Source organism: Scytonema sp. PCC 10023 (assembly GCF_963920835.1).
GTDB lineage: Bacteria > Cyanobacteriota > Cyanobacteriia > Cyanobacteriales > Nostocaceae > Kalymmatonema.
The window spans coordinates 21458-39823 of the sequence record NZ_CAWUDP010000039.1 but is presented as its reverse complement, the minus strand read 5'-3'; the positions used below and the strand labels follow the sequence as shown (position 1 = coordinate 39823).

Genomic DNA, 18366 nt, shown 5'->3' with positions numbered 1-18366 from the left:
TTGATTGCTATCAGGTCTTGATTAGAACTTACGCCAGGAAATACCAAATATGGACTATGGGTTTCAGGCATTCGAGCTTGATTTTTCGACGATTTTTAAGCGCTCGCTACTTATGAAAAGATGATTGAGAAAAGCTTGAAACGATTTATTTTCGTTAATCCACACGATCATGAATTTGTACAGCGCGTAAGTCCTAAATTATTTTTTACATTACCATACGATAGTCACACCTACTTTTTCCGTAACTGCAAACTCTTGCTCATGGGAGGGAGAGTGAAAAACTACAGACTCCGTTCTGAAAGTGGTAGTATGCAAGTATCAGTAATTTTGTTGGTGCATTGGAGAAAAAGAGTGGACTTTACTAGTCGCGAGTACTCGTATAAAGGCTTAAGATTTCGAGCTTACTGTGATAAAAATGGAAAAAATGGAAGGCTAGTTTTAGAGGATATTGTTAGTATCCTACTGGAATTATCAGATGATAGTAGAAAACCTCAAGAGGTTACCCGTGAGAAATTGCAGCAGAGCAACATTGAAACCATCGAATATGATGAGGTTCATTTAGTTAGTGCAGACTCCATGATCGATTTCTACTTGGAGTGTGATGATATCTCGAATGTTAATGACTCTACAGAATTTGGGGACTTAGCTGAGTTGCTAGCTGGTCGAATGACAGAGATCTTAGAAAAAGACTTGGTGATCTTAGGCAAAACCGCGTTCCTTATCCCTGAATGGAGAAAAGCAGCTATCCAGATTACCAACGAGTACTGGAATGAAGTTGTAAACGAATCTAGTAAAATAAGCCTAAGAACTTGGTTAGAGCGCACTTATAAAATAGAGTTCTACTTATTTATTAATTGGCTAGTGGCTAAATTTAGAAATGTGATCAGTTCTACTTTCAGAGCAACCAGTGGGGCAAGACCAGTAAAAGACGAGTCCAAGAATCTTTTTGAACCTCATGAGTTTGCGATCATTGAACCCTTGATCACAGATTATCTGTCTAACACTAATGGAGAGTGGTGGGATGATATCAAGAAGAAAGTTGATAATGAAAAATCAGAAAATGTTAAAAACATTAAGCTAGATATAGCAAGACTAAAAGCCCAAGAAAACGCTAGTGAGAACATTATTTACGAGTTATTCAATGTTACCCAAGACTCTCATATAGTCGAAAAGTATGGGAGAAATTATCTCTATGAGTCGCTAGATGTTTTTGTTCGCTGTGTTCCTAAAAGCAAGTAAGCGGAATCAATGATCACAAGAGATGAGATTGTTAGCTTACTCCAAAGTCGTAACTTTCCAATAAACCTTAAAGAGTTACAAATTTGCAAGATTCCCAGAGTGAAGCTACCAAATGATTATTACCTGAAATTTTGTTATGACTCTGTGTCTGGTGAATACGAAGCTTACATTACTCACAAATCAATTCGTCAAACAACATGGAGCAATATTGATGTAAATTCGTTAATGCTTGCTCTAGACTATGTTGAAAACGTTTTAGGTATTGCACCAAAAACCTCAATTGAGCAGACACCAATACCTGTTATTGAACCAGTACAACAAGGTGTTGTCGAACATGGTTCGAGTAAAGACCCTATACCCTTAGTAGCAACCGCTTTTGCAATTGCTTGCCTGACCGTAATAGCGTCTATTGGGATTGTATCTGTCAAGTTGAAATCATGCAATTGTAATATTACGCAACCAGTGCAATTACCTATTAAAAAATAGATAATTTCATTGAAAAGTTTGAAGCGTTGTGAGTGCCAACTTTTAGTCCAGAAAATTCCCACCTCGCTTATATCCACTTTACAAGAGGCTGCTGACTACCAGATTGGTTCTAAAGAAAAGACGCCGTTTGCAAAAACTGTTCGCACTTGCCGCCAAATATTAAAAACGGTTTTCGCCCACTTAGAACATTTGTATGGGAGGGAAGAAGTCCAGTTCGCGCTCAAATGTAATTGGCACTCCTTCTCCATCTAAAATCGAATTCCCTGTGTTTCCTGAGCAGTCTAGCCATGGCGGATGATGAAGTTTGTGATGAAAAATCCTAACAGCCTCTGTTTGTATAATGAAATGAAACTTACGGAACTATCCTGAGTCTGGAAATGATTCTATGCAACTTTTCACAGAATTAGTATAAGTGGTTAAATATTAACTGAATAAGATAGTTATCATAACCTCTAACCTGATGGGTGCAATCCTCATGGTGCAAGACCAGTTTTTGCTAAATAATTGGCATGTCATAGCACACTCGCAAGACCTGCAACCGGGAACCGTTCTACAAAAGCGTCTACTTGGTGAAGACATAGTTATTTGGCACAATGGCGACAAAGCCTTCGCTTGGCAGGACTTTTGCCCTCACCGGGGAGCTCGCCTGTCTCTGGGATGGGTGGAGAAAGATAATCTTGTCTGTTCTTACCACGGTTTAGCTTATAACACCGAAGGGAAATGTGTCCTAGTTCCAGCTAGCCCAGATCAACCGCCTCCCGCAAGAGCTTGTATCCGAACTTACCACATTCAAGAGCGCTACGGTCTGCTTTGGGTCTGTCTAGGAACACCACAATATGACATACCTACATTTCCAAACTGGGAAGACTCCTCTCGCAAAATTTTGTGCGGTCCCTACCACTTCAAATCTAGTCCTCTACGTGTCGTTGAAAACCTCATCGACCCAGCTCACTTCCCCTTTGTGCATAAAGGAATGTTCGCTGACTCCAGCCGTCCCGAGTTAACGCATTATGACTTAGAGTCGCATCCAGATGGTATTAGTTTTAAATTTGGTATTTGGGAACTGGATCTTAAGTCGGGAGATCCCTCGGCATCGATGATATTTGGTACTTGGCAGTACCGAGTTTGCCATCCCCTGAGTGGATACTTCCAACGACGCGCACAAGATGAGAGTTGCCTGAGTCTATTTTTCATGGTGACTCCAGTTGAAGAGGAAGAGTCCGTTCTCCGGTTCTGGCTTGTTGAGAATTTTCTCGGTGCTCTTTGCGATCAAGCACTTCTAGCTATGGAAGACCAGATTGTCAGTCAAGATTTTGCCATTGTAGAATCGCAGCGACCACGGCGTCTGCCTTTGGACTTGCAAGCAGAAGTCCATCTGCCGAGCGATCGCTACTCTGTCGCTTATCGTAAATGGCTTAAACAACAGGGTGTCACCTTCGGCACTATCTAGAACTTCAATAGCGCTTAAGCTTAACCGAACCGTATTGGCATCACTCTCAGCGTATCAATGACAAACTAACTGAATAAGATAATAATCATAACCTGTAAGCTGATGGATGCAATCCTCATGGTGCAAGACCAAATTTTGCTAAATAATTGGCATGTCATAGCACACTCGCAAGACCTGCAACCGGGAACCATTCTACAAAAGCGTCTACTAGGTGAAGACATAGTTCTTTGGCATAATGGCGACAAAGCCTTCGCTTGGCAGGACTTTTGCCCTCATCGGGGAGCTCGCCTGTCTCTGGGATGGGTGGAGAAAGATAATCTTGTTTGCCCTTACCACGGTTTAGCGTATAACACCGAAGGGAAATGTGTCCTAGTTCCAGCTAGCCCAGACCAGCCGCCCCCCGCAAGAGCTTGTATCCGAACTTACCACATTCAAGAGCGCTACGGTCTGCTTTGGGTTTGTCTAGGAACACCGCAAAATGACATACCTAGATGTCCAGACTGGGAAGACTCGTCCTTCCGCAAAATTTTGTGCGGTCCCTACCACTTCAAGTCTAGTCCTCTACGTGTCATTGAAAACCTCATCGATCCAGCCCACTTTCCTTTTGTGCATAAAGGAATGTTCGCTGACTCCAGCCGTCCCGAGTTAACGCATTATGACTTAGAGTCGCATCCAGATGGTATTACTTTTAAATTTGGTATTTGGGAACTGGATCTAAAGTCGGGAGATTCGTCGGCACCCATGTTATTCAACACTTACCAGTACCGCGTCTGCCATCCCTTGACTGGATACTTCCAACAACGCGGAGAAGATGATAACTGTTTGAGTCTATTTTTCATGGTGACCCCTGTCGATCAGGAAGAGTGCATTCTCTGCTACTGGCTGCTTGACAACTTTCTGCATGAAATACCTGATTCAGCTTTTCAAGCTTTGGAAGACCAGATTATGAGTCAAGACATTTCCATTGTAGAATCACAACGACCACGACGCCTCCCCTTGGACTTGCAAGCCGAATTCCATTTACCGAGCGATCGCTACTCTGTCGCTTACCGCAAGTGGCTTAAACAACAGGGTGTCACCTTCGGCAGCATCTAGAACTTCAATAGCGCTTAACGCTTAACCGAACCGTATTGGCATCACTCTCAGCGTATCAATGACAAACTAACTGAATAAGATAATAATCATAACCTGTAAGCTGATGGATGCAATCCTCATGGTGCAAGACCAGTTTTTACTAAACAATTGGCATGTCTTGGCACACTCGCAAGACCTGCAACCGGGAACCGTTCTACAAAAGCGTCTACTAGGTGAAGATATAGTCCTTTGGCACAATGGCGACAAAGCCTTCGCTTGGCAGGACTTTTGCCCTCATCGGGGAGCGCGCCTCTCCCTAGGATGGGTGGAGAAAGATAATCTTGTCTGTTCTTACCACGGTTTAGCCTATAACACCGAAGGGAAATGTGTGCTAGTTCCAGCTAGCCCAGATCAACCGCCTCCTGCAAGAGCTTGTATCCGAACTTACCGAATTCAAGAGCGCTACGATTTGCTGTGGGTTTGTCTGGGAACACCGCAATATGACATACCTACATTTCCAAACTGGGAAGACACCTCCTTCCGCAAAATTTTGTGCGGTCCCTACCACTTCAACTCTAGTCCTCTACGTGTCGTTGAAAACCTCATCGATCCAGCGCACTTCGCCTTTGTACATAAAGGAATGTTCGCTGACTCCAGCCGTCCGGAGTTGACGCATTATGACTTAGAGTCGCATCCAGATGGTATAAGTTTCAAATGTGGTATGTGGGAACTGGATCGAAACTCGGAAGATCCCTTGGCATCGATGTTATTTGCGACTTACCAGTACAACCTCTGCCATCCCTTGACTGGATACATCTACCGATGCGGAGAAGATGAGAGTCGCATGACCTTATTTTTCATGGTTACCGCAATAGAAGAAGAAGAGAGCGTTTTGTGGTTCTGGCTCGTTGAGAACTTTCTGCATGCTATTCCAGATCCAGCTTTTCTAGCTATGCAAGACCAAATTATAAGTCAAGACTATGCTGTTGTAGAATCGCAGCGACCAAAACGCCTGCCTTTGGACTTGCAAGCAGAAGTCCATCTGCCGAGCGATCGCTACTCTGTGGCTTATCGTAAATGGCTTAAACAACAGGGTGTCACCTTCGGCACTATCTAGAACTTCAATAGCGCTTAACGCTTAACCGAACCGTATTGGCATTACAAGCAGCGCATCAATGACAAACTAAAACCCCTCCAAGCTTTCCTGAAGGCTTGGTGACGGTTGGTGGTGAGTTGGTAGAGGGTACGAGGAGGGCGAGTGGAAAGAAACTACGCTTAGGTATTACTAATTTTTTTAAATTTAAACTAAATTTCAACGTGATATAATATCAGCCTATAAATCAAGCTTTTTGACTACACTCACCTAAATCAATTGGGTGACAACGGTGTGCATCTTACCGTGTGTTAAATATTTTTTTGTCCCAGATCCGCCTAAATAGTGCGGCTATCTGTCCGCTTGTTTGCAAAGTAGTAGCTGCAGCCGTGCTTGAGCGTATCCGCATGGGCGGCGCATGGTAGCCCAACAAGTCTACCAGCTCCACAATTCCTCAAATGGTATCCACTGCCAGCAGTGACTGCCGCTCTCGACACAAACACGAAATTCGTAGATAACGATGTACCAAGCAGATGTGGCTATAAGTAGCACCTATAACCCGACTTTAGTAACACTATCTATCTTAATTGCGGTAGTCGCCTCGTACACTGCCCTAAATCTTACCGGACGAGTGACTATAGCCTACGGAAGGGTCAGGCTTGCTTGGTTGATTGGTGGCGCAATTACTATGGGAATCGGTATCTGGTCGATGCACTTTGTCGCCATGCTGGCTTTTAGTTTACCGATGCCGATCGCCTACGATGTGTGGACTGTAGTGTTCTCGACACTGCCTGCGATCGTTGCTTCCGGAGGCGCACTTTTCCTGACCAGTCGTCGTGTTTTAAACATTCAGGAATTACTGATTGGGGGTGTGTTGATGGGCATTGGCATCGCGTCCATGCACTACATTGGTATGGCGGCGATGCGGACGCAAGCAAGCACCCAGTATGACCCGTTGCTGTTGACGGTGTCTGTTGCGAGTGCCATTGGCGCATCGATTGTATCGCTATGGATGGCGTTTGAACTGCGGACACAGAGCAGTCAAACCCGAAAATATCTCAAGATTTTGAGTGCGTTTGTCATGGGAGGTGCAATCTCCGCCATGCACTATATTGGGATGGCTTCCGCCTCTTTCACGCCAACTAACGTTGCTGTCGCAGCCGCAAACCAGGGAATGGAAGGTTCCCAAACCTGGTTGGCTGTTGGCATTGGAATTGCTACGCTAGTTATTCTTAGTCTTACACTACTGATACCAATGTACAGCGATTTTTAATTATATATATGTACTTAGGGCTACAAATAACATTGACACTCCCACACCTAGAAGGTGTGGGATTCTTGAAGACTAAGCCAAGTCTCCAATATCCCATAAACTCAATTGAGTTGGCGGGTTCCCAGGCACACCTTGGAAAGCTATTTCTAGCACGGTGTCTCCTTTTAATCCCTGTTAATTCAGGGTTGGGCGTTTCAAACAATGTCAATTGTTTGGGTTCCGCAGAGTCCCTGCGTACCTTTATCATTCTCTTGATTACTAACCCGTTTTGTTGTACGGCACGGGTTTTTATATTGATAGCGGCTTGCTTATCTGCGTGTGCTTCATATCCGCATGATGTGCAAACAAACTTTTCTCCAAAACGAGATAAAGCGTCTACGACGCCGCATTTAGAGCAAGTGCGGCTCGTGTTTTTTGGGTCTACCTTGAAAAAACTTTTTCCCAACTTCGCAGCTGCGTACTGAATTTTTTCTATCAAAGTTGCCCATGAAGCATCTGAAATGGAACGATTCAAACCGCGTTTAGCTGATTGACCGTTCTTGAGAAATCGACCTTGTTTAACATCATCAGGCTTAGGCTTACACCTTGCTTTCATCCCTTTGATGTTCAGGTCTTCCACGCTGATAGCGTCAGCTTTTCTAACTATCTTGCTGGCAACTAGCCATTGGTAGGCAGTGCGTTTGTCAGCATACTTTTTGTGGAGCCTAGCAACTTTTTGCGCTTCTTTCTTACGATTAGCGCTACCAATATTTTTCCTAGATAAGCGTCGCTGCCTGATTTTTAAAGTACGTTTACCTTTCTTGGAGGTACTAGGGCGGGGATTGTCAAAGTCAGAACCATCTGAGCAATGAACAAGCTTAGTCAATCCCATGTCCAATCCCACAACAGTATTAATACCAATTTAAGATGAAGCTGCATAGAATGGAGAGAAGGAAACTTGAGAAGTTTAAATACCCATGAGCCGTCCTTTTAAGATTGAAATCGTAGAGAGCGAAGAGGAACTAAAAAAACGTCTACAAACAGTCAACTTGGGAAACCAGAAAGAAAAACTACAGATGCTGTGGTGGCTCAAAAGTGGGCAGGTAAAGGAACAACAGGAAATAGGTAAACGCTTGGCTAGAGATACTTCAACAGTGACAAGATGGTTACAGAAGTATAGAGCGGGTGGGCTGTCTGGCTTATTGGAAATTAAGAAAGCGCTCTTGTGCAAAACGGAAAATCAATGATGATGCGCTCGCCGCACTCAATATTGAGTTAAAAACAGGAAAAGGCTTTAGTAGCTATGGTGCGATAGTAGAGTGGTTGAAAAAAGAACATGGACTTGATATTGAGTATGGAACGGTTTATGCATTAGTTCGATATCAATTAGGAGCAAAACTAAAAGTACCACGTCCTCAAAGCTACAAGCACTGGCGTTGAGTTGGTATCTGAGTTTAAAAAAAACTTGGTATGATTTTGAACTGTCTCGAAAAGCTTTTGGCACAAGGGAAGTCTGTCCACTACCTCTGTGAGGATGAAACTAGGGTTGGACTAAAAACTTAAAGAGTGAAAGTAATTACTGCTGCTGGAGTTAAGCCCACTGTATCCGTTAAATGGCAACGAGATAATTTTTGGATTTATGGCGCGATCGCTCCCTTGACGGGAAAACATTTTCGCTCACGTTTATCCAAAACTTAATGGAGAATATTTTCAACAGTTTTTGGACTGGTATCTTGTGCAATTAGGCGACGACTATGCAATTTTACAGATTGACCAAGCGAGCGCTCATATAAGTTCCGCGATTCGCGCTCCCTGAAAATCTTATCCCTTTGCTTCAACCACCGCATTCTCCAGAACTTAACCCAATCGAAAGGCTATGGCAGTTCATTAAAAAATCGCTGAAAAATGAACTCTTTTCTTCTCTACAAAATTTAGGCGTTCGCATCCAAGAAATATTTGATAAACTTACATTTGAACAGGTAATTTCTGTTTCTTCTTACAACTTTATATTGGAACCTCTATTCTATGCAGCTTCACATTAAATTGGTATAACTTCTTTTGGGGTTGGATAATCAGGAACTGAATCATCCCTAATTAATATACTCGTGTACCACCCATCTGCTTTTTTACGCAGTGTTACGGTACGAATCTGGAATCCTTGTGGAATAGGACGAGAATTATAAAAACGCATCCACCCTATTGATGGCAGATATATTTTGTTCCCATCGAGCTTAACGTCACCTGGCTTGTACTGGAAAGAACGAAAGTTAGACCTGTTTTTAAATGAAGGAAATCCGCGACCATGTTTAAAGAAGCCTTCCATTGCCGTGTCAAGACGCTTACCCTGATCTGCAACACGTTTGAGTGGATTGCTTTGTACCAAGGTCTAGCCTGCTTCATTTCTGCCAAATAAGCATCTTGCATTAAAGAGCAAGAGCGCTTTTTAATTACTCCGTTTTTGTCTAGATTCTTCCAAGGATTATGCAGATTTGAGTTTTTGCTTAAGGAACATGTTAACGGGTATCGCTCAGTTTTTGTTCTGATATCGCAATACTCACCCATGATAAAGGTTTGATAATAGCCGTCAATGCGGTCAGCCAAAAACCAATTGAACAAACTACGCTGCATATCTAACCACGAATCCATGACTTTTGATTGACTTTGCTTAGGGCGCAACTTGTACTGGTAGCTAACCTGCATCTTGACTCATCTTTCTTTATCGACCTATGATTAGGTTAGTCCACCTAGCTAAAAAATGTCAACACCAAGACCTAAAAAGAAAGCAATGAGGAACGAGCCTTTGTTCTATGATGAAGCAAAGGTTAGAAAAGCAATTTGGCTAACTCCTTCTACTTGGGATACTTTAAAACAAGTAGCTGAATCTGAAGGGGTCAGTGTTAGCGAATTAGTTGAAAGATGGGGACGGCACTTAAAAGTGCCTGCGGCTTCCTCCCACGCCGTCCCATGACGTATGTGGGTGACTAAGGAACCCACATACTCGTGGGCTTCCGCCTTTAACTACTGTGAGGATTCTTTCCCAGCAAAGAATTCTCACAGATCAGGCGTTGCTTGCGATTTGCAGCCTGCAACTGTTCTCTTACGCTTTAGGACGGCTCCCAAACTGCCGACTACCAGCGCGCCCACAATAGTCGTGGGTTCGCCCACTGTTTTTGCTGCCACAATCTTGAAATCAGGTCCGTTGTCATTAGGAACACCACTAAGTAGTCCATTATTGTTAGAGCTAGTTAATCGCAGTGTTTTCGTGGTAATTCCATCCAGCCTAATGCCTTGCGACCCAATATTGAAAGGTCCATTGTTAAGAACTGGAATGACCTCAGTACTAATGTTGTAGTCAGCTTTCGTGTAGTTTTGCCTCAATATTTTGTAACTTGCTACAACTGCATTATTATCGTCCAACGCTTCAACTAATAAATCGCTATCGCCTGCAACTGCTCCACCCGGTGTTCCACCACGCTCCCAGAACAAGAAGGTATTCACGGGATTCTCGAAAGAGACCTCGATACTTGCTGTATTTGCATTTTCACGCGTGACCAGAATACTATTCAGATTTAGGTTGCCCAAACTGTTAACAATGTCTTGATCAGTTGGGTTGGGTTTTGAGGGACCTTCTCCAAGCAGGTTGTCGCGGGGGGTATTGGGACCTCGTCCTGAATGGAGTACGCCCAGGACACTTCCATCGTCGAGGGTGTAGGTATCGTTTTGGAGAATCTTTGCCTGTTTGACAACCTCAAAGTTGCTAATCGTGTTTCCATTAAACACCACTGAGTCCAGGCGGATATCTCTTGTGGGGTCATTTAACAGATTACCTGTAGGATCGTTAATCGGACTAGCCGTGACATTAGTTTTAAACGAAAACTGAGTGAATGATGCTGCCATAGCAGGCAGTGTGGTCACTAGGGAAGCTATTGATACAAAGGCAGCTGTTGTTGCGATTGCGCTAAGCGCTCCCTTCGAGTACGCGATCGCGTTTGCAAAGATAGTTTTCAAGAGCATTTCACCTTAAATAGACACCGAAAATAAACTTGCTTGACTGAATCAGACAGATTGCTAAGCACAACAAAACCCGCCGCACAGCCTCAAACATGTACAGCTTCGCGCCTGTTGCAACAAGCGGAGTTTTAAACTTCTCCACATTTTGGGTAAATTAGCTTCTCAGTTTCTGAAAACCTTTAACTAAGGCAGGACTTACGCAAAATGATGAAGAAACGAACCACAAAGGACGCAAAGGACACGAAGAAATAAGAGTTTCAGAGAGTTCTTGCGTAAGTCCTATAAGGAACTTTCTTTGTTATTACTGTAAATTTATCAATTTACCGTATTTGAGTAGAAATATCCCACAGCTTTTTATCTATGTCAATAACTATCTTTTATCACTCTAGGTTGAGGAGAAATAGAAATCAGGGTGAAGTCTTTTGGTTCAACTAAAACTTTCCAACACTGTCAACAAACTCTTCAACATTAAATAGGAAGAAGTTGCCCCTGGATCTTGATGTCCCACGCTGCGTTCTCCCAAGTAGCTAGCCCGTCCTTTTTTGGCAACCATCGGCGTAGTATCCTTCATTCCTTGTTCTGCTGCTGCTACAGTTCGTTGCATCGCTTGCAATGTATTGTTTCCCTCAGCCACAGCTTGTTGAAAAGTTGTTACTGCAGGAGATAAAACATCTACCATCGTTTTGTCGCCAAGTTGTGCTTTGCCACGCCCAAGCACACCATCTAATCCAGCTTGGAGTAGCCCAAGCATATCCTGCTCATTCAAGTCCTGTTTACCAGCTACTGCCGTACTTGCTTGCAGAAACAAAGTGCCATAAAGAGGACCACTCGCACCGCCTATTGAGGAAATCAAAGTCATACTGACTGCTTTCAAAATGCTACTGATATCCTTATCTGCAACAGTTGGTAACTGAGCGATCGCCTTTTTGAAACCGCGATCCATATTGATCCCGTGATCAGCATCCCCGATCGCCGCATCTAATTCTGTCAAATAGTCTTTATTCTGCTCTATCTCGGCTACAAATGTTTGCAACCATTGCAATATCTGCTGTTTTGTCACCATACATTAAACTCCCCAACGCAGACTTGGTGTCTTTACAGGCGCATCCCATAACCGAATCATCTCATCATCCAACTTCAACAGGGTAATTGAACAACCTTGCATATCCAAAGAAGTGATGTAAGGACCAATTAAGTTTCGCACAATTTGCAATCCCTTCTGTTCGCAGATTTCAGCCAGTTTGCGGTAAACAATATAAAGTTCAGAAATTGGAGTCCCACCCATGCTGTTGACGAAAGCCAGCAGCTTATCTCCCTTTTCAAAAGCGGGATCAATCAATTCCACATCCACCCATTCCCCTTTTTCTTCATCCCACTCCCGCACTGTACGAGTGTAGGGCACATCTTCAATAATCGATAACGCCAGCGTCTCTGTAATTTCGTCTGCTGATTTGATAGTTATGCGATCGCGTCCTGGTTCACCGTGGATACCGATCCCCATTTCTATTTCCTGATCTCCCAGTTCAAAGGTAGGCGTTCCTTTGGCGGGTACTGTGCAAGAAGTCAGTGCGATCCCCAAGCTACGTCCATTCAAATTCACCCGACGGCACAAATCTGCTATTCGCTGCAAATCATACCCTTGCTGTGCCGCAGCACCACAGATTTTTTCTGCTAGCACTGTCGTTCCCACACCCCGGCGTCCTTGTGTATACAAGCTGTCCTTCACCGCCACATCGTCATCAATTAACATACTTAGCACCCGGATACCTTCACTACGGGCTAACTCCGTTGCCATCTCAAAGTTCATGATATCGCCGCTGTAGTTCTTGACGATATAAAGGATACCAGCACCTCCATCAACTCTCTTTGCAGCTTCCAGCATTTGGTCAGGGGTGGGAGAAGTGAAAACCTCTCCTGGACAAGCAGCATCCAGCATTCCCATCCCTACAAAGCCTGCATGCATCGGTTCATGACCGCTACCCCCTCCTGAAATAATTGCTACTTTTCCTTGTACGGGTGCATCGGCTCGATAGACAAAAGCAGGGTCATAGTGGACTTTGATTAAATCCGTATGAGCGGCTGCCATACCTTGCAAACTTTCGTGAATAAAGTCTTCTGATTTATTAATAAGTTTTTTCATAGTCAAGTCACTTTTTATTCAGAGGTTCCTAAAAGCAAGAATAAAACACCTTGCTGCTTTGTTGTTTCTGAGAGATGTGTAAACTTAAGTAAAACTTAAGAAATATTGTTAATAAATATTGCAGGTAGTTGATCCCCTTGCTAGTGTATGCAAAGTACAGTTGGTTCTGGTAGATACTTGTATCTAAAAGAGGTGTTATCCATGCTCTACGTAAATCTAGGCTTTTCACTGAAGTCACTGATTCTTTGAATTGTTAGCAAAGATATTTTTCCGACTGCTTTACACCAATTTTCCGGCAAGACGGTTGAAATATCTTTACTTAAATCTTGCACCCCACCCCCCAACCCCCTCCCCGCAAGCGAGGAGGGGGCAGAAAATAAGGGTTTTAAAGCGGGCGTGCAAGATCTAAATTTATTGCTCCTTCTACACTGAGGATTAGTTTAGACGGTTGCTTACTTACTTCATTCTTACGTATTGCCAGTCCAACTCAAATCTTCCTGAAGTCTGACTAAATACATACCCAAAGTTTTTCTGCAAGAATGCGGTAAAACAAGCAAGATTTCTCAGAAATTTCTGACTACGAACGGTTTAGTTCAATTTATACCCCAATCACGAGTCTCTTTCGTCTCACTCCACGCCCAGGATGCAGGCTTTGTTGCAAAATCCTTCAACTGGGCACTGGTGGGCTGGCACGATGAGACATCAACTCTGGAGGTTTTAGTGATGAATATTCAAGGAAAAACGGCTCTTGTGACTGGAGCCTCACGTGGTATTGGAAGAGCGATCGCCATCGAATTAGCAAGACAAGGAGTCAAACGGCTGTTGTTAGTGGCACGGGATAGTGTTCGGTTAGCTGAAGTCGCCACGGAAATACAGATGCTTGGTGTGGAAGTCATCACCTTGACTTTGGATTTATCTGAAGTTGTAGAAGTGAATATTGCGATCGCCCAAGCTTGGCGAGATCACGGACCAATTGATTTGCTCGTTAATTGCGCTGGAGTTGCCCACCAAGCGCCTTTTTTAAACTCTCGACTGTCAAATGTCGAGGCAGAAATATCCGTTAATTTAATCGGAATGTACACCATGACTCGTCTCGTTGCCCGACGCATGGTGACACAAGGCTCAGGGACAATCGTGAATGTTTCCAGCTTGATGGGCAAGGTGGCAGCACCGACAATGGCAACTTATAGCGCCACCAAGTTTGCAATTGTCGGGTTCACCCAAGCCCTGCGCGGCGAGCTAGCTGCACACAATATCCGAGTCATAGCTTTGCTGCCATCTTTGACCGACACTGATATGGTGCGAGAATTACAGTGGTTTCGCTGGGTATTACCCACGAGTGCCGAGAAAGTTGCTCAGGCGCTTGTTGTCGGACTAAGCAGGGATTCGCCAGAAATCTTGATAGGATGGCAAAGTCATTTAGCTGTTTGGTGCAACCGCATCGCTCCTTGGCTGTTGGAAAAGGTTTTACTGATGGCGGCTCCGATGTCGCAAAACAGACAACCACGCTACCCTAGATTCAGAAACGCTAGGGCATCGATTCAGTAGAACTCTTGCACTCATTCAAATTTTTTGAAATTAAACCACAGATGGACACGAGATTTACACAGATAAATATCGGTGTTCATCTGGAGGACACTGCGCCCTTGGGGGTTCTCCCCGAGTCGTGCAAGTGTCCGTTGTTCATCTGTGATTCAAAAATTCATAAATCGTATTTTTGCAAGAAGTCTAGTAATTTCCCATTTCTATCCCAAAAGTGCATAAGTTGATTTTGCTTACAGTTATTAAGGATGTACAAGGAAAGTTCCAAGCTTAACTCACTTTTTGACGAATTTAGTTAAAAGGTAAGTTTACAACAATTGCATGAGGCTAACTCAAATATGAGATAAATGCCATGAGTTCAAACAATCAAGTCAAAACAAGAGAACAGTTACTTTATCTTCTCTCACAGGCAGCAGAGTTGGAACATTCACTTGCCTGCCAATACCTTTTTACTGCCTTCAGTTTAAAGCAATTTACAGATGAAGGAGTTTCTCAAGCTCAATTAAATAAGATTAATAACTGGCGTAGCACAATCAATGAAATCGCAGTAGAGGAAATGCTACATCTTGCACTGGCTAGCAACCTTCTGACAGCGATTGGAGGAGCGCCATATTTTCGACGTGCAAATTTTCCGCAGGCTAAAACTTACACTTCGTTGAGCCTCTTATTCAAGCTAGCTCCTTTTAATCAAGCAACACTTGACAGATATATTTGTTTTGAATTACCGAACAATTTTCAAGATGAGGGGGACAAAGAACGTTGGAATCAGTTTTGCCAGACAATCAAGGAAGACCAAGAAATGTTAAGGCTTTTAGCCCTACCAGCACCACTGCTTCCCAAAAAACTGGAGTACAACACTATTGGGGAACTCTACGGGCTGATTCGCCAAGGCTTTGAGACTATCGGCGAAAAATTGTTTATTGGTCCACCTAATGCCCAAGCAAGCGGGATTTTCCGAGACATTATACAAGTCACGGACGTGGATTCAGCAGTAAAAGCGATTGACCTTATCGTCATACAGGGCGAAGGATCTCCTACAAACCGACAAGACAATCATTTTGCAAAGTTCACAAAAATTCGTGAACAGTATTTAGCAGAATTGGAGAAAGATCCCAAATTTCAACCTGCTCGACCAGTCATTGAAAATCCACTATTAGATCTTCAACAAGACAATACAACACCAGGTGCAAATATCATTACCGATTCATTAAGTCGGGACGTAGTAGAGATATTCGCTGCACTTTATGAGGTCATGCTGCAAATACTGATGCGTTTCTTTGCGCGTACCTCCGAGAGTGAGGAACAGCTCTATATTCTCAAAAGTGCGTTCATTAACCTCATGCCTTTTGGTCTGTCTCCGTTGGCTCAAGCAATAACCCAATTGCCTGCAGGTAAGGAATATCCTAACACGAACGCTGGTCCCAGCTTTGAGGTCTATGCAGATGTTCAGTTGCTCCCGCAGATCAAGAGTGCGTGGATCTTTTTCCAAGAAAGACTGCAAGAAATTGCTGTAGCTTGTGATGCGCTCATTGGCGACTCTAGAACGCAACCCTATCCTCACTTAGTGCAAGCCTTGACGGATGTGTCGGTGGCGCTGGAAAAGATAGCCCATACTATTTCACTCGAACCAAATGGAGGAACCTGGGCAAACGGCATCTCACAATTATTCTCGCCGATGGATGTAGATCATATGAAATCAACATTTTCTCAAATGAATCTTGATGATTACGACGAAGTGAAGGCTCGTGCAGATCAGGTTCTTAGGGTAGTGAACAACAACCGTATGCCTTTGCTTCCAGAAGGACCTTGGACAGAGGAAAGAAAAGAGCTTTTCAAAAAATGGAAAGAAGCTAGTTTCCCCAGGTAACGCGATCATCCTCGGATCGTAAGCAGTTCACAAAAGTTTATGTTTAAGGTCAAACATAATCCAACTTGAAAAGGAGAAATTTTTGTCATGACGAATTCTTCAGGTTTTCAGTGGTTCCCCACGAATGCTCCGTCTCAAAGAAGATACGACGATATTTGGTTTATTAACGCTTCCACTGGTTGGGCAGTAAATAGCGACGGTAAAATTTTGAAAACCACCGATGGCGGCGTTAACTGGAAGCAACAATTCCAAACACCTATTACTCCAGGTACGAATCGAGGAGTTTGGTTGAGGTGCGTTGGTTTTACAACCCCCTTAAATGGTTGGGTTGGAACAGTATCTCCGGAGCAACGCCTTTATCACACAACTGATGGAGGGGAGACTTGGACTGGTGTAGAGAATCTCCCTGAAAACGCTCCGGTGAAGATTTGTGGTCTTTCGGTAGTCAATGAATCGGTCATTTACGCTTCCGGCACCAACGATCCTCTTGATATCCCCGCCCGCATGATGAAAACGGTTGATGGTGGAGCAACGTGGACCGCGTGGGATATGAGCGAATATGCCACTATCTTGATTGATACATATTTCACTAGTCCAGAGCGTGGCTGGGTTGTCGGTGGGAAAGCTGACAAAAGTATTTCCAACCCAACTCGTGACGATGTCATCCCAGTTGTTCTTTATACAGAAGATGGTGGAAAAACCTGGGAAAATCGCGTCGAAGATATTCGCTCTTCTTTTCCCTTAGGAGAATGGGGTTGGAAAATTCAATTCCTGAATGACGAGATTGGCTTTGTCTCTCTGGAAAATTTCAAACAAGGTGCAATTGTGAAGACAACAGATGGGGGCAAGACCTGGAAAAGGCTTCCTGTTAACGATCCTCAAGGCAATGCCAATCTAGAAGGAATCGGATTTATTGATGAGAGTCGCGGTTGGGTTGGCGGCTGGGGAGATGAAAATTTCCGAGGAGGTTATAGCAGCCAAACAAAAGACGGCGGCGAAAACTGGGAAGATGCCAATGAAATCGGTAGATTCATTAATCGATTCCGATTCCTTGGCAACCCTGTGACCATCGGTTACGCTTCAGGCGCAACAGTTTACAAGTATGCTGAGGCACCTGTAGCCTTCGCTGCTGATCGAGAAGCGGTGCCACCAACCGCGTTTCTGCTTACAAATGCACCTGCGCGGTTTGAGCGTGAGCTGACAATTGAATACACAATCCCGGACAATACCAAACGAGCCACAATCAATATTTGGAACCGATTCGGAACGCAAGTCCGCACACTAGTTGATGAAATCAATCCAGGTGCAGGTTCCAAATCAGTCGTCTGGGACGGAACAAACGATTCAGGGGAACGTTTGCCGTCAGGTATGTTTATTTACAGATTGACCGTAGATGGGGATGCAGAGAGCAGAGTGATCCGTTTGGATACCTGATAAAGCAATACGGTTGCCGATAAGACAATTTGCAAAAACCATAACCTTTGTAGAGACGTTGCATGCAACGTCTCTACACGTCTACAAGGGCTGACTTTTCACGCCATGTGGAAAACGACGAAAAACCTAACCCCCACCTTTTAATCCCTTGTGGATTGTGCTTGACTTGTGCCGTGCAACTTAATAAAACTATCAAAGGCATACCAAGCCAACACATACCAAGGAATCGTTTCTAATTGCAATCCCCTAACAAGTAACTGCCGAATAGAAAAGATACCCAGTCCTAAAGGAAAAAGAACGCGCAAATCAACAACATTACTTGTCGCTTGTTGGACTTGCTTGTTCAAATCAACAACTGCATTGGAAACTCCTACTGCTGCTTGGGACTTTCCTAATGCGATATCACCGAAAATAATGCCTAAATCCCGCAGCGAGGCGAAAACATTGTCAAGGCTTCCATTTTCACCATCATGATTTATAACAATACTGCCATTCTGGATATTAGTCCGCACCTGATTAATATTAGGATTTGCTTGTAGTGCATTAGCAATTCGTTGCATTTCCCCAGATTGACGATGGGACGGTGCAACTCTCAAACGCAAGCGTCCTGGGGTAGAACTGACAACCCGCGTAGATATAGGTTTAAATGCAGTTTTTATAGAGTTTTCATCAATAATTTTTGGCATTTGAGTGAGATTCATATAACCATTTTTTAACACTTAACTACCCTCCTAATTTAGGAATTCGTAATTCGTCATTAAGTAGAAAATCATGACGA

19 protein-coding genes are annotated in these 18366 nt (G+C 43.7%); 13 read left to right on the top strand and 6 right to left on the bottom strand.

What is annotated here, in order from left to right:
* The first annotated feature begins 120 nt into the window (after window positions 1–120).
* From ACM0OZ_RS23040 to ACM0OZ_RS23015, 6 genes are all read left to right on the top strand, one after another.
* Window positions 121–1239: a hypothetical protein gene (locus tag ACM0OZ_RS23040; RefSeq protein ID WP_414585140.1), complete on the top strand. Its 1119-nt coding sequence runs from the start codon at window positions 121–123 to the stop codon at window positions 1237–1239.
* A 9-nt stretch (window positions 1240–1248) separates the two neighbouring features.
* Window positions 1249–1725: a hypothetical protein gene (locus ACM0OZ_RS23035; RefSeq protein WP_414585139.1), complete on the top strand. Its 477-nt coding sequence runs from the start codon at window positions 1249–1251 to the stop codon at window positions 1723–1725.
* Between the two features lie 460 nt (window positions 1726–2185).
* On the top strand, window positions 2186–3175 hold the full coding sequence (locus tag ACM0OZ_RS23030; protein WP_414585138.1) for a Rieske 2Fe-2S domain-containing protein: 990 nt from the start codon (window positions 2186–2188) through the stop codon (window positions 3173–3175).
* Between the two features lie 102 nt (window positions 3176–3277).
* On the top strand, window positions 3278–4270 hold the full coding sequence (locus tag ACM0OZ_RS23025) for a Rieske 2Fe-2S domain-containing protein (protein WP_414585137.1): 993 nt from the start codon (window positions 3278–3280) through the stop codon (window positions 4268–4270).
* Between the two features lie 103 nt (window positions 4271–4373).
* The gene (locus tag ACM0OZ_RS23020) at window positions 4374–5366 is read left to right on the top strand and encodes a Rieske 2Fe-2S domain-containing protein (protein WP_414585136.1); all 993 of its coding nucleotides are present in this window, start codon (window positions 4374–4376) and stop codon (window positions 5364–5366) included.
* Window positions 5367–5862: 496 nt separating this feature from the next.
* Window positions 5863–6615, top strand: coding sequence for an MHYT domain-containing protein (locus tag ACM0OZ_RS23015; RefSeq protein ID WP_414585135.1), 753 nt, complete (start codon window positions 5863–5865; stop codon window positions 6613–6615).
* Here ACM0OZ_RS23015 and ACM0OZ_RS23010 read toward each other — a convergent pair.
* A complete protein-coding gene (locus ACM0OZ_RS23010; protein ID WP_414585134.1) occupies window positions 6581–7486 on the bottom strand; it encodes an RNA-guided endonuclease InsQ/TnpB family protein in 906 nt (301 codons plus the stop codon). The genes ACM0OZ_RS23015 and ACM0OZ_RS23010 overlap by 35 nt on opposite strands.
* Window positions 7487–7571: 85 nt before the next feature.
* Between ACM0OZ_RS23010 and ACM0OZ_RS23005 the strand changes: the two genes are divergently transcribed.
* From ACM0OZ_RS23005 to ACM0OZ_RS22995, 3 genes are all read left to right on the top strand, one after another.
* On the top strand, window positions 7572–7841 hold the full coding sequence (locus tag ACM0OZ_RS23005; protein ID WP_414585133.1) for a helix-turn-helix domain-containing protein: 270 nt from the start codon (window positions 7572–7574) through the stop codon (window positions 7839–7841).
* Between the two features lie 319 nt (window positions 7842–8160).
* Complete coding sequence (locus ACM0OZ_RS23000) at window positions 8161–8292, top strand: hypothetical protein (RefSeq protein WP_414585132.1); 132 nt, start codon at window positions 8161–8163, stop codon at window positions 8290–8292.
* Window positions 8293–8423: 131 nt separating this feature from the next.
* Window positions 8424–8636, top strand: a complete 213-nt coding sequence (locus ACM0OZ_RS22995) for a transposase (RefSeq protein ID WP_414585131.1) — start codon at window positions 8424–8426, stop codon at window positions 8634–8636.
* Here ACM0OZ_RS22995 and ACM0OZ_RS22990 read toward each other — a convergent pair.
* Window positions 8633–8977, bottom strand: coding sequence for a hypothetical protein (locus ACM0OZ_RS22990; protein ID WP_414585192.1), 345 nt, complete (start codon window positions 8975–8977; stop codon window positions 8633–8635). The two genes, ACM0OZ_RS22995 and ACM0OZ_RS22990, sit on opposite strands and share 4 nt — an antisense overlap.
* Window positions 8978–9349: 372 nt before the next feature.
* Here ACM0OZ_RS22990 and ACM0OZ_RS22985 point away from each other — a divergent pair, with 372 nt between their 5' ends.
* Window positions 9350–9562: a MarR family transcriptional regulator gene (locus ACM0OZ_RS22985; RefSeq protein WP_414585130.1), complete on the top strand. Its 213-nt coding sequence runs from the start codon at window positions 9350–9352 to the stop codon at window positions 9560–9562.
* Window positions 9563–9645: 83 nt separating this feature from the next.
* On the opposite strand, the gene ACM0OZ_RS22980 is transcribed toward ACM0OZ_RS22985, so the two are convergent.
* From ACM0OZ_RS22980 to dhaK, 3 genes are all read right to left on the bottom strand, one after another.
* Complete coding sequence (locus ACM0OZ_RS22980) at window positions 9646–10602, bottom strand: exosortase-dependent surface protein XDP2 (protein ID WP_414585129.1); 957 nt, start codon at window positions 10600–10602, stop codon at window positions 9646–9648.
* A gap of 430 nt (window positions 10603–11032) precedes the next feature.
* Window positions 11033–11668 (bottom strand): dihydroxyacetone kinase subunit DhaL, encoded by a 636-nt coding sequence (gene dhaL, locus ACM0OZ_RS22975; protein WP_414585128.1) that lies wholly within the window; start codon window positions 11666–11668, stop codon window positions 11033–11035.
* Window positions 11669–11671: 3 nt separating this feature from the next.
* Entirely contained in the window at window positions 11672–12745 is a 1074-nt protein-coding gene (gene dhaK, locus ACM0OZ_RS22970; protein WP_414585127.1) for a dihydroxyacetone kinase subunit DhaK, read from the bottom strand.
* Window positions 12746–13468: 723 nt separating this feature from the next.
* Here dhaK and ACM0OZ_RS22965 point away from each other — a divergent pair.
* The 3 genes from ACM0OZ_RS22965 to ACM0OZ_RS22955 all read left to right on the top strand — a co-directional run bounded on the left by ACM0OZ_RS22965 (window position 13469) and on the right by ACM0OZ_RS22955 (window position 17588).
* The gene (locus tag ACM0OZ_RS22965; protein ID WP_414585126.1) at window positions 13469–14293 is read left to right on the top strand and encodes an SDR family NAD(P)-dependent oxidoreductase; all 825 of its coding nucleotides are present in this window, start codon (window positions 13469–13471) and stop codon (window positions 14291–14293) included.
* Window positions 14294–14639: 346 nt separating this feature from the next.
* Window positions 14640–16154: a ferritin-like domain-containing protein gene (locus ACM0OZ_RS22960; RefSeq protein ID WP_414585125.1), complete on the top strand. Its 1515-nt coding sequence runs from the start codon at window positions 14640–14642 to the stop codon at window positions 16152–16154.
* A gap of 87 nt (window positions 16155–16241) precedes the next feature.
* The gene (locus ACM0OZ_RS22955; RefSeq protein WP_414585124.1) at window positions 16242–17588 is read left to right on the top strand and encodes a YCF48-related protein; all 1347 of its coding nucleotides are present in this window, start codon (window positions 16242–16244) and stop codon (window positions 17586–17588) included.
* Between the two features lie 140 nt (window positions 17589–17728).
* Here the strand turns inward: ACM0OZ_RS22955 and ACM0OZ_RS22950 are convergent, their stop codons facing one another.
* A complete protein-coding gene (locus ACM0OZ_RS22950; protein ID WP_414585123.1) occupies window positions 17729–18307 on the bottom strand; it encodes an HMA2 domain-containing protein in 579 nt (192 codons plus the stop codon).
* Between the last annotated feature and the right edge of the window lie 59 nt (window positions 18308–18366).

What these genes read in the sequence shown, in the direction of transcription:
- ACM0OZ_RS23035 (WP_414585139.1), top strand. Translation starts at nt 1,249, where the DNA reads ATGATCACAAGAGATGAGATTGTTAGCTTACTCCAAAGTCGTAACTTT.
- ACM0OZ_RS23025 (WP_414585137.1), top strand. Translation starts at nt 3,278, where the DNA reads ATGGATGCAATCCTCATGGTGCAAGACCAAATTTTGCTAAATAATTGG.
- ACM0OZ_RS23010 (WP_414585134.1), bottom strand. Translation starts at nt 7,486, where the DNA reads ATGGGATTGACTAAGCTTGTTCATTGCTCAGATGGTTCTGACTTTGAC.
- ACM0OZ_RS22960 (WP_414585125.1), top strand. Translation starts at nt 14,640, where the DNA reads ATGAGTTCAAACAATCAAGTCAAAACAAGAGAACAGTTACTTTATCTT.
- ACM0OZ_RS23030 (WP_414585138.1), top strand. Translation starts at nt 2,186, where the DNA reads ATGGGTGCAATCCTCATGGTGCAAGACCAGTTTTTGCTAAATAATTGG.
- dhaL (WP_414585128.1), bottom strand. Translation starts at nt 11,668, where the DNA reads ATGGTGACAAAACAGCAGATATTGCAATGGTTGCAAACATTTGTAGCC.
- ACM0OZ_RS23040 (WP_414585140.1), top strand. Translation starts at nt 121, where the DNA reads ATGATTGAGAAAAGCTTGAAACGATTTATTTTCGTTAATCCACACGAT.
- ACM0OZ_RS23005 (WP_414585133.1), top strand. Translation starts at nt 7,572, where the DNA reads ATGAGCCGTCCTTTTAAGATTGAAATCGTAGAGAGCGAAGAGGAACTA.
- ACM0OZ_RS22955 (WP_414585124.1), top strand. Translation starts at nt 16,242, where the DNA reads ATGACGAATTCTTCAGGTTTTCAGTGGTTCCCCACGAATGCTCCGTCT.
- ACM0OZ_RS22985 (WP_414585130.1), top strand. Translation starts at nt 9,350, where the DNA reads ATGTCAACACCAAGACCTAAAAAGAAAGCAATGAGGAACGAGCCTTTG.
- dhaK (WP_414585127.1), bottom strand. Translation starts at nt 12,745, where the DNA reads ATGAAAAAACTTATTAATAAATCAGAAGACTTTATTCACGAAAGTTTG.
- ACM0OZ_RS23015 (WP_414585135.1), top strand. Translation starts at nt 5,863, where the DNA reads ATGTACCAAGCAGATGTGGCTATAAGTAGCACCTATAACCCGACTTTA.
- ACM0OZ_RS23020 (WP_414585136.1), top strand. Translation starts at nt 4,374, where the DNA reads ATGGATGCAATCCTCATGGTGCAAGACCAGTTTTTACTAAACAATTGG.
- ACM0OZ_RS22965 (WP_414585126.1), top strand. Translation starts at nt 13,469, where the DNA reads ATGAATATTCAAGGAAAAACGGCTCTTGTGACTGGAGCCTCACGTGGT.